Genomic DNA, 13,041 nt, shown 5'->3' with positions numbered 1-13,041 from the left:
GCGAATATTACGTTTCTGTTAAATTTATGATAAAATCAGAAATTAGGTGAAAAGAATTCGGGTGTAACCTGATTTTGAATATCGAGGAGGAAAAAACGGGAATGTTTGCGCGAGATATCGGAATTGACCTAGGTACGGCTAACGTATTAATTCATGTTAAAGGTAAGGGTATTGTATTAAATGAGCCATCTGTTGTGGCAATCGATCGTAATAGTGGTAAAGTATTAGCAGTAGGTGAAGAAGCGAGAAGCATGGTGGGACGTACGCCTGGTAATATTGTAGCAATTCGTCCACTTAAAGATGGTGTAATCGCAGACTTCGAAATTACAGAAGCAATGTTAAAGTATTTCATTAACAAATTGGACGTAAAGAGCTTCTTTTCAAAACCTCGTATTTTAATTTGTTGTCCAACAAATATTACATCAGTAGAACAAAAAGCAATTCGTGAAGCTGCTGAACGTTCAGGTGGTAAAACAGTATTTTTAGAAGAAGAACCAAAAGTAGCCGCAGTTGGTGCTGGTATGGAAATCTTCCAACCAAGCGGTAACATGGTTGTTGATATTGGTGGAGGTACAACAGATATCGCTGTACTATCTATGGGTGATATTGTTACCTCTTCCTCTATCAAAATGGCTGGCGATAAGTTTGATATGGAGATCTTAAACTATATTAAACGTAAGTATAAGCTATTAATCGGAGAACGTACTTCAGAAGATATTAAAATTAAAGTTGGTACAGTATTCCCAGGTGCACGTAGCGAAGAGCTTGAAATTCGCGGACGTGACATGGTAACAGGCTTACCACGTACAATTACAGTATGCTCTGAAGAAATTACAGAAGCATTAAAAGAAAATGCAGCTGTTATTGTACAAGCTGCAAAAGGTGTATTAGAGCGCACACCGCCAGAACTATCTGCAGATATCATCGACCGCGGTGTTATTCTAACAGGCGGTGGAGCTTTACTACACGGTATCGACATGCTTCTAGCAGAAGAACTAAAAGTACCAGTATTAATTGCTGAAAACCCAATGCACTGCGTTGCGGTTGGTACAGGTATTATGTTAGAGAATATCGACAGATTACCAAAGCGTGCTTTGAGATAATTTGAAAGAACTAAGGCTAATGCCTTAGTTCTTTTTTTGTTTTTATATTTTTTTATTTTGTTTTTTTGCGAAAATGGAAGGAAAATAGAGAAATATGAAGGAAACAGGTAAAATATTCATATATATGGTTAAATTTAATATTTCCTTAATTGAAAACGTTTATAATATAATGAGTCGAATACGACATTAAGGCAAATAATGTTTCAATACATATTGCCTTTCCCTAATTTGGGCATACACTCCTTTCCACCTCCGTGTCAGTTGCAAAAATGTGCAACTATTTTAATGGAATAGAGTGTGTGCATTTTTTTTTAGGAAGTTGTGCTAAATATAAAATGTTACTTTGTAATGACAAACAATAAACAAAATGGGATAATAGCAATATGTCCAAGTGGTAAGACCAATATTACAAAAGGGGGCGATTGTTATATGCTAAATATAGAACAAATTAAAGAAATCATTCCTCACCGCTATCCATTTTTACTTGTTGATAAAATATTAGAAGTAGATGAAGGTAAAAGAGCGGTTGGGATTAAAAATGTATCCGCAAACGAAGAATTCTTTAACGGACACTTCCCTGACTATGCAGTTATGCCTGGTGTACTTATTGTAGAAGCATTAGCACAAGTCGGAGCAGTTGCAGTATTAAAGAAAGAAGAAAACCGCGGAAGACTTGCTTTCTTTGCAGGTATCGACAATTGCCGTTTCAAAAAACAAGTACGCCCAGGTGATCAACTACGTCTAGAAGTAGAAATGACACGCGTACGCGGCCCAATTGGAAAAGGAAAAGCAATCGCAACAGTAGATGGTGAAGTTGCATGTGAGGCAGAAATTACATTTGCGATTGGTGATAAAAAAGAATAGATAGTACTAAAAAATCTCCTTGTGAAAAGACAAGGGGATTTTTTTAATTTCTGCTATATAACGATGAAACGATAATATACAAACTAATCAGAAAATTGCTTGTAAATAGATGGTGATTACCATATACTTACTTTATTGTTTATCTAGAAAACAGGATAAGTGATAAAGGTAATAAAGAAATAAGGGCATTGTCATATTGTTAAGGTACTTAAATAAGACAAAGTAGAATGTTATTGATTATGATGAAATGTGGGGAAATCAGCAAGAATATTAATTAGACGTATGAAATCGAGCATAAGAGAGAGAAAAGGGAAATGTCGCATTTCACAAAAGGAGATTATGAATATGTTCGGGAGAAAGAAAAGAAAACCATTACGACAATTAATTACACATAAAGAGCCTAAATCGCGTATTACAGAACAATACCGTAACATTCGTACAAACATTGAGTTTACATCTGTAGATAATCATGTTCGTTCTATTATTGTTACTTCAGCCGATCCGGGTGATGGGAAAACAACAACAATCTCAAACTTGGCAGTTGTTTTCGGACAACAAGGAAAGAAAGTTTTATTAATTGGAGCTGACTTGCGTAAGCCGACGATACAAAACTTATTTGCCATTCATAGTTCAAATGGGTTAACGAACTTATTATCAGGACAAGCAAAACTTATGCAATGCATTCAAAAAACAGATATAGAGAACGTATACTTAATGGCCGCAGGTCCAATCCCGCCAAACCCAGCAGAACTATTAGGGAGCCGGGCAATGGACGAGGCGTTACTAGAAGCATATAACATGTTTGATATTATATTAATCGACACACCACCTGTCCTTGCGGTTACAGATGCACAAATACTTGCGAATAAATGTGATGGAATCGTACTCGTTGTACGAAGTGAAAAGACAGAAAAAGATAAAATCGTAAAAGCGAAACAAATATTAGATAAAGCATCAGGAAAACTACTAGGTGTTGTTTTGAATGATAAAAGAGAAGAAAAAGAGCAGTATGGTTATTACTAAAATAGAAAAAAGCCAATAAGAATGAAGTGACCCCCGAAAGTTAGACAGGTCGTTTCATTAGGCAGCCTCTAGGGTATGAGCCCGGTATTGTACTGGGCTCATACCCTTTAATTTTGCCTTAATTCTTTTATGATTATAGTATTCTATATACTTTGCTAATTCTTGTTTGAAATGTGTTATACTTTCAAATTCTTTTCGATACAGAAATTCCGATTTCATGATATCGAAGAAATTTTCAATAACGGCATTGTCATAACAGTTTCCTTTGCGAGACATACTTTGAGTTATGCCACAATTCTTAAGAGAAGGACGGTATTGTTTCATTTGATAGTGCCAACCTTGATCAGAGTGAATGAGGAGTTTATCCGGATCGGTTACACAATAAAGGGCTTGGTCCAACATCGTTGAAACAAGGGAATAGGTCGGTCTGGAACCAATTGTATACGTGATAATTTCACCATTAAATAAATCCAACATTGGTGATAGGTATAACTTCTCCCCAAATAACTTAAACTCCGTAATATCTGTAACCCACTTTTCATTTGGTTTTTCAGCTTGGAAGTTGCGATTTGAAATATTTGGCGCAATTTTCCCAACTGTCCCTTTGTAAGAGCGATATTTTTTCATACGAACCAGTCATTTTAACTCTAATTCTTTCATAAGGCGATATACTTTTTTATGATTTACTTTGTGTCCACGATTCATAAGTTCATCACGAATACGACGATAACCATAACACCCATCGTGTTCATTATAAATAGCTTGAATCAGTTCTTTTACCTCCGCATTTGGATCAGGACGATTAAAACGTTTCATCCAGTAATAGTACGTACTACGTGGAATGTTTGCGAGTTGAAGTAACTCCTTGATAGGAAATTCATGCCTTAACTCGTAGATTACTTGCGCTTTGTCTTGTTTGGTGATTTTTCTTTGTTTTGAACTAAGGCATTCAACTTTTTTAAATATGCATTTTCCATACGTAAACGCTCATTTTCCGCTTGTAAGGCTTCGATTGATCCTTCATCTACTGGTTTTATTTTTTTATCTTTCATGGTTGGACGCCCCTTTTTCTTTAATTGTAGGGCATCCAATCCTCCTGTTTCATAAGCTATTTTCCATTTCCGAAGTGTTTCATAAGACGGTATATTGAAAAGTGCCGCTGTTTCTCTGATAGATGTCCCGTGTTCATTCATATAATAAAGTACATCTAGTTTATACTGGGCTGGGTAGAATGTATAGCACTTTTCAAAGGCCTTTTCACCTGAAGACTCATATCGTCTAATCCACTCACGAAGTACGCTAGGGTTAACTCCTATAGATTTAGCAATTATTTTTCCACTTTCTGTACCATCTAAATATCGTTTCACCGCTTGGATTTTTTCTTTTGAAGAAAATTTAGCCATAAAAAATGCACCCCAATTGTTAGACTGTGTCTAACAATTGGGGTGCACTTCAGAAATACTTGTTGGCTTTTTTTCTCATTTTGAAATTTATTTCTCAAGTTACATAGCATAAAAAACGTGATATGATAAATAATTTGGAAAATCATTGGAATGTGTTGTCATATTTAAGATTATTTTGTAAGATTATACTTGTTTCCTGTGAACAAATATAGAACTGAATTATTAAAAATAAAAAATGTAAGATTTATATGTTATAATTTTTCCTATGTGTAAATTTTAGAAAGTTGGAGGAACTTATGGAAGAAACAATTAATCTAAAAGAGTTATTTCATATCTTAAAAAAACGTTTAGCAATGATCCTCGTAATCGCATTTGGTGCAGCTATAGTAAGTGCTATCATTAGCTTTTTCTTTATGACACCAATCTATCAATCTTCGACGCAAATTCTTGTGAATCAGAAGAAGCAAGAAGGAGCAGCAATTCAATACAATGAGGTACAAACAAATATTCAATTAACAAATACATACAAGGTTATTATTAAAAGCCCTGTTATTTTGGATCAAGTGAAAGAAAAGCTAGGTTTAAATATAACAGTACAAGAGCTAAACAATAAAATTGAAGTAGCTAATGAGAAAGACTCACAAGTAGTGGCGGTAACTGCGCAAGATAAAGACCCAAAACTAGCTCGTGATATTGCTAATACAACTGCAGAAGTGTTTAAAGGTGAAGTTGCTAAAATTATGAGTGTTGATAATGTAACAGTGTTATCAAAAGCAGAAGTTGCAGAAAATCTATCTCCAATTAAACCACGTCCAATGTTAAATGTAGCAATCGCTTTTGTCGTTGGTTTAATGGCTTCAATTGCTCTTGCATTCTTACTAGATTACTTAGATAACACAGTGAAAAAAGAAGAAGATGTAGAAAACTTACTTGGCTTACCGGTATTAGGGATTGTTGCTCGTATGGATGAAGAAACATTGAACGTGAAATCACACGCTCCATCATCAAGAAAAGTGAGGGGACAAACAATTGGCTCTTAATTTATTTAAAAAGAAACAGAATCATCGTCAACGTCGTCAATTAATTGCTCATCAACAACCGAAATCACCGATTTCAGAGCAATATCGTAATATTCGAACAAATATTGAATTTGCAGCTGTTGATACGAATTTACATTCACTAATGGTAACATCTGCGAACCCAAGTGAAGGGAAAACGACAACGACAGCAAACATGGCAGTTGTGTTTGCTCAACAAGGGAAAAAAGTATTATTAATTGATGCGGATATGCGTAAACCAGCAATGCATCAAATGTTCCAAGTAGATAACATTTTTGGACTAACGAACGTATTAACACATAGTGAACGTTTAGAGAAATGTGTACAAACGACATCTATAGATAACCTAAGCTTTTTAGCATGTGGTCCAATCCCACCAAATCCAGCAGAATTGTTAGGTTCAAAATCAATGAAAGAACTTCTTGGACAAGCATACAGCATGTACGACTTAGTTATTTTTGATATGCCGCCTATTTTAGCTGTAACCGACGCGCAAATTATGGCAAATATATGTGATGCTTCTATTCTTGTCGTCCGTAGTGAATCGACAGAGAAAGAAACAGCAGTAAAAGCAAAAGGATTGTTAGAATCGGCTAAAGGTAAATTGTTAGGTGTTGTTCTGAACGATCGTGAACGTGAAGAGGGCTTATATTATTATTACGGTGCAAACTAATTAAAAGAGTGAGATATGGTTGAAACATATCTCCTTTTTTCCCTTGAATATGAGATTTCTCATATTCAAGGGAAAAAAGATTTTTATATGAGAGAGGGAGGATAAAATAAATGATTGATTTACATTGTCACATTTTACATGGCATCGATGACGGTGCACAAACAGTAACAGATAGTTTAGCAATGGCACAACAAGCCGTTTCAGAAGGAATACATACAATTGTCGCAACGCCGCATCATCAAAATGGCAAATATATAAATGAACGTACCTCAATTATTCATCGCGTAAAACAATTAAATGATAAACTACAACAACATAATATTCCACTTACTATCTTACCGGGACAAGAGGTCAGGTTATATGGCGATTTATTAGAAGACTATGAAGCTAGTAAAATTGTTACTTTAAATGAAACAAATAAATATATATTCATTGAATTCCCATCGAATCACGTACCTCGTTATGCAGAACAACTATTATATGAACTACGTGTAAAAGGAATGATTCCAATTATCGTTCATCCAGAACGTAATGCCGAGTTAATCGAGCGGCCGGATAAGTTATATAACCTTGTAAATAAAGGGGCACTAACGCAAGTAACAGCAGGTAGTTTACTTGGGAAGTTTGGCAAAAAAATTAAAAAATTCTCACTACAGCTTGTGGAACATAATTTAACACACATGGTCGCTTCAGATGCACATAACACAACTTCAAGAGGATTTCATTTAGCGGAAAGCTATGAATTAATTGAGAAAGAATTCGGGATGAATGTTATGAGTGATTTGAAAGAAAATCCGTACTTATTAATTAGCGGGAAGGCAATTTACAAAGAAGATCCAGAACAAATTCGTCGTAAAAGATTGTTCGGTATTTTTTAAATAAGGAACTGGTGATGTCTCCTAACCGTTATCAATGGAGGCACTCGGTCGTGCTGTGGGTAGAAAATTTATTTTCGAACCTACCTTAGACGCTTGTCGTCGGGAGTATGACGTGAGGATGGGTTGGATGCCCATAATTTATTTCTAATAGAAACTCTACCTATGGAGTTATAAGTGTAACTCTATAGGTAGGGTTTTTGTTATTGTTACATGAGAATAAATAGATTTAAAAGGGGGCCTATAATTGAAAAAAGTAAGAAAAGCGATTATCCCAGCTGCTGGTCTTGGGACAAGATTTTTACCAGTGACGAAAGCAATGCCGAAAGAAATGTTACCTATCGTCGATAAACCGACGATTCAATACATAGTAGAAGAAGCGATAGAATCAGGTATTGAAGATATCATTATTGTAACTGGAAAAGGAAAACGTGCCATTGAAGATCATTTCGATCATTCTTTCGAACTAGAACAAAACCTTTTAGAAAAAGGGAAGTATGAAATGCTTGAAAAAGTACAAGCATCTTCAAAAATTAATATTCATTACATAAGACAAAAGGAACCAAAAGGTTTAGGGCATGCAGTATGGTGTGCGCGTAAATTTATTGGAAATGAGCCATTTGCGGTGTTACTTGGTGATGATATTGTCCAAGGCGAAACACCATGTTTACGTCAATTAATGGACCAATACGAGGAAACACAATCATCTGTTATTGGTGTAAAAACAGTACCAGAAAATGAGACACATCGTTACGGTATCATTGATCCAATCGAACAAAATGGTCGTCGTTATCAAGTGCGTCAATTTGTAGAGAAACCAGCTCAAGGAACAGCACCATCAAATTTAGCAATTATGGGTCGTTACATATTAACACCGGAGATTTTTACATTTCTAGAGAACCAACAAACAGGTGCCGGTGGAGAGATTCAATTAACGGATACAATTCAACAATTAAATGAGATTCAACGAGTATTCGCGTATGACTTTGAAGGAATCCGTTATGATGTTGGGGAGAAATTGGGCTTTATTACTACAAACTTAGAGTTTGGGTTGCAGAATGCTCAATTAAGAGAAGAACTTATAGAGTATATTAGCAATTTATTTCAAAACAGATTGGATAATTTTAGATAGAGAATAAGAGGTGAGCATTATATGGCTATGAGAGAAATAAAAAAATACCCCCTAGATGAAACAATTGAGACTAATATTAACCTTCCTAATCATTACATTTATTTTATGTTAAAAAATACTGCTGATTTTCTTATAGCATTACTGGGTCTTGTAATTCTTTCTCCAATATTATTACTTTTTGTTTTAGCTATAAAACTTGAGTCAAATGGCCCGGCTTTTTTCCTTCAAGAGCGTGTGGGGTTAAACGGAAGAGTGTTTAATATAATAAAATTAAGGTCAATGTATATTGATGCTGAGAAAAATGGAGCACAATGGGCGAAAAAAAATGATGCTCGTGTTACAAAGATAGGTGCTTTTATTAGAAGAACTAGAATTGATGAGATACCGCAACTAATTAATATGCTAAAAGGTGATATGAGTTTGGTAGGACCTCGTCCAGAAAGACCAATATTTACTGAACAATTTAATAAAGAAATCCCTGGATTTAAAAATCGTATAGTTGTAAGACCAGGGATTACTGGGTGGGCACAAGTAAATGGTGGATATGATATTTCACCAAAGGAAAAATTGGAGTTTGATATTTACTACATAAAAAATTTAAACCTGTTTATGGACGTAAAAATAATATTTAAAACTATTAAGGTTATCTTTACTGGAGAGGGCGCTAGGTAAGAAGAGTAGAGGGGACCTTATAGAAAACTTAAATGACATTTTTATATTAGAATGTTAATAGTTAAAAAGATATATTTTAGAGGTGTAATGTGTATGAGAGAATTGGTTTCAATTATTACTCCAGTCTATAATGCTGAAAAGTATTTGAGAAATACCATTGAATCTGTGATAAATCAGGATTATGCTAATTGGGAATTAATAATTGTTGATGATTGCTCCAAAGATAGTAGTCGATTAATTATTGAACAATATATGGAGTCCGAGAAAAGGATTAGGTTAATAGCTCTAGATGAAAATAAGGGAGTTACTTTTGCTAGAAATACAGCCATAAAGGCCGCTACTGGGAAATATATTGCTTTTTTAGATAGTGACGATTTGTGGCATCCTAATAAATTATCAATTCAGTTAAGTTTTATGCAGAAAAACAATTATGTTTTCTCCTTTTCAAGTTATGAATGGATGAATGAAGATGGGACAACGTTTAATAAAATAATCGAGGCACCTAGTGTTGTTGACTATCATAGGTTATTAAGAGGTGGTAACCCAATAGGGTGTTTGACAGTTATGATTGACAAAGAGCAGGTTGAAGATATCGAAATGCCAGATTTAAGGCATGAGGACTATGCAACGTGGTTGAGTATCATGAAAAGTGGAGTTGTAGCTTATGGAGTAAATGAAAATTTAGCTTCATATAGAAAATCAAATAATTCGCTAAGTTCAAATAAATTCAAAACCATTATATGGACTTGGAATATATATAGAAAAAACCAAAACCTTAGTTTGTTAAAATCAATGCAATGTTTAGGGATGTATATTTGTAATACATCATTAAAATATTTGAGGAAATAAATGTGAGTTCAAAACCTTAATGGAGAAATAATTGAATATTTTCTTTGGAGAAAAGCATATCCAGTGGGGATATAAAAGAAAAAATATATCAATGTTTATGATAGTAGGTACATGCTTATTTGGTATGTACTTTTTAACAATTATGTTAGGGATAAATTGTTAAGAATTTAATATATAAAATGGGAATGGTACCTAATAAAAAAAGGAGTAATTATGAATATAGAAATGTTAGTATCCACGATGAATCAAACAAATTACAATTTGATTCATCGTATGAATATAAAGGATAGAGCAGTGGTTATAAATCAGTTGACAGATAATAACATCCAGATTCCACGGAATTTGGATGAGGAAAAACTTAAATTTATTAATGTGCATGATAAAGGATTGAGTAAAAGCAGAAATATGGCAATTAATAATTCAAGTGGCGATATTTGTGTGATTTGTGATGATGATTTATTTTATCACGATGATTATACAAATAAAATAAAAACAGCATATGAAGAAAATGCAGAAGCAGATGTAATAATTTTTTGTTACGATACAGATGGAAGACATAAGAAAAAATTTTACAAAGAAGCGAAAAGGCTTGGATATATAGATGTGATGAAAGTATCTTCAGTACAAATTACTTTTAGAAGAAAATCCATAATAGAGAATGAAATCTATTTTGATGAGTTATTTGGAACTGGTTCTTCTTATTATCAGTGTGGAGAAGAGAACATCTTTCTTTTTGAATGTCTAAAAAAAGGGTTGAAAATTCATTTTGAACCTGTATCTATATTATCTATTGATAATAATGATGAATCAACTTGGTTTAATGGTTTTAATGATAAGTTGTTTTGGGATAAAGGTGCAATGTTTACTGCATTAAGTAATAAATTTTATCACTTTCTAATATGGCAGTTTGCTATTCGTAAGTATAAGTTATATCGACATGAAACAAATTTCATTAAGGCAATTAACAGCATGTATAAAGGTCATAAAAATTATCTCAGTATCCATAGATAGAAGAGTGCTAGATAATGTTAGGTAGGCAAGGGTATAAAAGTGGATATATTCTTATTAAGTAGAATATATCCATTTTTATGAAGTACTCGATATAATTTAAGCAAGTATTTGGAGTGAAGCAAATTGAAGTTATTTTTTGTAGGTGATTTTGATAGTGACAATGGGCCAGCTAGTGTTAACAAAGCGTTAAAAAAATATATGCCTAATAATACATTATATTCAATGGAAACTAAATTGTATAAAAGGATAATAGAATTGTATTCAAAGATAAGGAAGTCTGATGCAGTCCTTTTTTCAGGTTTGTCAAAAATTAATATTATTGGATTCAAAATTGCAAAATTACTGGGGAAAAAATCAGCATATTTAATGCATGGGAGCGCGTTGTTAGAGGGTAAAATAAATCAAAATTCTAACTCTAAATTGATTAATGTGGAGAAACAAACATTAAAAGTGGCGCCGATTACTATTTGTGTATCAGAAAATTTTATGGAATCCATAAAGGTTAGTTATCCTCAGTGGATTGACAAGTTAACTTTTGTAAATAATGGAGTTGATTGGGGGATGATCGAAGCATCGGATTATGAGAATGTAAAAAGGGAACCTAAAACATTATTATGTGTAGGTGGAGGTGTCCCTTTAAAAAAAATTAAAGTAGTTTGTGAAGCTATTGATTATTTGAATACACATGAGAATTCTAATTTAAAGCTAATAGTTATAGGGGCTGTTGGAAAAGATACTAATAAAATTAAGTCATATCCTTTTGTGCAGTATATTGAAAAGGTAGCAAAAAAAGATATGGAATCTTATTATAGAAAGTCAAATTTATATATTCAAAATAGTGAATTCGAAACGTTTGGCCTTGCAACAATGGAAGCCTTAATATGCGGTTGTAATTTGCTCATTTCACAGAATGTTGGAGCAAAAGCGATTATTAATGGTTTAGAAGCAAATGATTTGATTAATGATGTCGATAATATAAAAGAGATTTCAAACAAAATAATGCATAATTTATTTAATAGTAACAATAATAGGTTGATCAATAGTATAAAAAAAGATCAAACATCAGTAGAAAGTTCTTATAAAAAAATAATGCATATTTTAGCAGAAGCAGAGTAGAAGTTAATTGTTATTTTTAGAGGAATTACTTGTAATTAGAATATCAGAGAAAAATAATTAATAAGGAAAATCTTTGGTGAAATATATGTCTATAAGAGTCGATAATACTGCAGTTTTAAAAATAAATAGTTTTATAATATCATTGATTGTCTTTTTAAATATTTATCAAATAGGTTTGAATTGGTTATTTGGTATCTCTTTTAACATGGCAATAGAGTATTTGTTCATTCCATTATTGTTCATGATAAATAAATTTCAATTGAAGATTTTTAGAAACTATAAACTTGTGTTTTATATGTATTTTATGATACTTTCATTTACTATTACATTTTATTTGAATAATAATGCCATGTTATCATATTATTTCAATCATTTTGTTTTATATGGATTGATATTATTAATTGTCTTCTTGTTTCCTATCAGTCATGAATACTTATATAAGTATATATTATGGCATTCCTATGCCATAACATTGATATATATGTCTGCATTATTTATGGGAAAAGTCAGCATTATACATGATTACATGACATGGGGATATTATTGTGTATTTGGTTTAAGCTTTATTTTAGGTGACGCAATTATAAATAAAAAGTTTTTTAAATTAATATTTTTAATTCCCTTGCTAGGGATAGCTTTTATTAATGGGCCTAAGGGGGCTTTTATTATAATAACAGCTCTTCTAATAATCTGTTTTTATCAATTGACAAATAGTTGGTTAAAAAGGGTTTCAATGTTAATAATACTTTTGATTTTAGCATTAAATTTTGTTAGTTTATTAAATGGATTAATAAAGATTCTTGAAAATATTAGTTTTACTGCAAATAGTTATTTCATTAATAGTTTAAAAAGTGTTTTATCAGTAGATAAAATTTCAGGCGTCTTTGATAATCGTGATTTCATTTATGAATATGGTATACATACGATAGAGGAGAATGTCTTTGGTATTGGAATAGGTAAATTTCAATCGACCTATGGAGTCTTCCCACATAATATATTTTTAGATATATTTTCAACCTATGGTATTCTTCTGGGTGGTTTAATAGTTATCTTTTTAGTATATGAAATAGCTACTTGTTTTATGGTTGTAAAAAATAAAAAACAATTAATAATATTTATAGTTGTTTTAAGTAATTCATTCAAGTTGTTAGTGTCAAAAACTTTTATTTATGATCCTGTATTTTGGCTTTTGATTTGTATTATGGTAGTTATAAAAGGGAAGAAGGATAGCTTAAGTAATAATAAGTTGTCTAATTGAGATT

General features: G+C 32.5%; 12 protein-coding genes and 1 pseudogene. 12 read left to right on the top strand and 1 reads right to left on the bottom strand.

The genetic code is table 11. The annotated features are described in order from the left end of the window. Window positions 1–101 precede the first annotated feature (101 nt). The 3 genes from V7S45_RS26055 (at window position 102) to V7S45_RS26045 (ending at window position 2,990) form a co-directional block, all read left to right on the top strand. On the top strand, window positions 102–1,103 hold the full coding sequence (locus V7S45_RS26055) for a rod shape-determining protein (protein WP_000457978.1): 1,002 nt from the start codon (window positions 102–104) through the stop codon (window positions 1,101–1,103). A 429-nt stretch (window positions 1,104–1,532) separates the two neighbouring features. Further along, window positions 1,533–1,967, top strand: a complete 435-nt coding sequence (fabZ, locus tag V7S45_RS26050) for a 3-hydroxyacyl-ACP dehydratase FabZ (RefSeq protein WP_000931959.1) — start codon at window positions 1,533–1,535, stop codon at window positions 1,965–1,967. 345 nt (window positions 1,968–2,312) lie between these two features. Then, window positions 2,313–2,990 (top strand): CpsD/CapB family tyrosine-protein kinase, encoded by a 678-nt coding sequence (locus V7S45_RS26045; RefSeq protein WP_000467956.1) that lies wholly within the window; start codon window positions 2,313–2,315, stop codon window positions 2,988–2,990. Between the two features lie 57 nt (window positions 2,991–3,047). On the opposite strand, the pseudogene V7S45_RS26040 reads toward V7S45_RS26045, so the two are convergent. Then, window positions 3,048–4,393: pseudogene (locus V7S45_RS26040) on the bottom strand (IS3 family transposase). A gap of 296 nt (window positions 4,394–4,689) precedes the next feature. Here V7S45_RS26040 and V7S45_RS26035 point away from each other — a divergent pair. From V7S45_RS26035 to V7S45_RS25995, 9 genes are all read left to right on the top strand, one after another. After that, window positions 4,690–5,433 carry a Wzz/FepE/Etk N-terminal domain-containing protein gene (locus tag V7S45_RS26035; protein ID WP_060851505.1) on the top strand — a complete coding sequence of 248 codons (744 nt, stop codon included), beginning with the start codon at window positions 4,690–4,692 and terminating at the stop codon, window positions 5,431–5,433. Then, on the top strand, window positions 5,423–6,124 hold the full coding sequence (locus tag V7S45_RS26030; protein ID WP_098615248.1) for a CpsD/CapB family tyrosine-protein kinase: 702 nt from the start codon (window positions 5,423–5,425) through the stop codon (window positions 6,122–6,124). The genes V7S45_RS26035 and V7S45_RS26030 overlap by 11 nt, the downstream gene beginning before the upstream one ends. A 110-nt stretch (window positions 6,125–6,234) precedes the next feature. After that, a complete protein-coding gene (locus tag V7S45_RS26025) occupies window positions 6,235–7,002 on the top strand; it encodes a CpsB/CapC family capsule biosynthesis tyrosine phosphatase (RefSeq protein ID WP_342761586.1) in 768 nt (255 codons plus the stop codon). A 244-nt stretch (window positions 7,003–7,246) separates the two neighbouring features. Beyond that, window positions 7,247–8,131, top strand: a complete 885-nt coding sequence (galU, locus tag V7S45_RS26020; protein ID WP_060851508.1) for a UTP--glucose-1-phosphate uridylyltransferase GalU — start codon at window positions 7,247–7,249, stop codon at window positions 8,129–8,131. 21 nt (window positions 8,132–8,152) lie between these two features. Beyond that, the gene (locus tag V7S45_RS26015) at window positions 8,153–8,803 is read left to right on the top strand and encodes a sugar transferase (protein ID WP_342761585.1); all 651 of its coding nucleotides are present in this window, start codon (window positions 8,153–8,155) and stop codon (window positions 8,801–8,803) included. A 93-nt stretch (window positions 8,804–8,896) separates the two neighbouring features. After that, entirely contained in the window at window positions 8,897–9,652 is a 756-nt protein-coding gene (locus tag V7S45_RS26010; RefSeq protein WP_060851510.1) for a glycosyltransferase family 2 protein, read from the top strand. Window positions 9,653–9,865: 213 nt separating this feature from the next. Continuing rightward, entirely contained in the window at window positions 9,866–10,663 is a 798-nt protein-coding gene (locus tag V7S45_RS26005) for a glycosyltransferase family A protein (protein ID WP_342761584.1), read from the top strand. Window positions 10,664–10,786: 123 nt separating this feature from the next. Continuing rightward, complete coding sequence (locus tag V7S45_RS26000) at window positions 10,787–11,779, top strand: glycosyltransferase family 4 protein (protein WP_342761583.1); 993 nt, start codon at window positions 10,787–10,789, stop codon at window positions 11,777–11,779. Between the two features lie 85 nt (window positions 11,780–11,864). Then, window positions 11,865–13,037, top strand: coding sequence for an O-antigen ligase family protein (locus V7S45_RS25995; protein ID WP_342761919.1), 1,173 nt, complete (start codon window positions 11,865–11,867; stop codon window positions 13,035–13,037). The last annotated feature ends 4 nt before the right edge of the window (window positions 13,038–13,041 follow it).

The sequence above is a fragment of the Bacillus sp. BR3(2024) genome (assembly GCF_039134555.1).
Lineage (GTDB): Bacteria > Bacillota > Bacilli > Bacillales > Bacillaceae_G > Bacillus_A > Bacillus_A cereus.
This window is presented reverse-complemented; position numbering and strand designations above follow the sequence as displayed.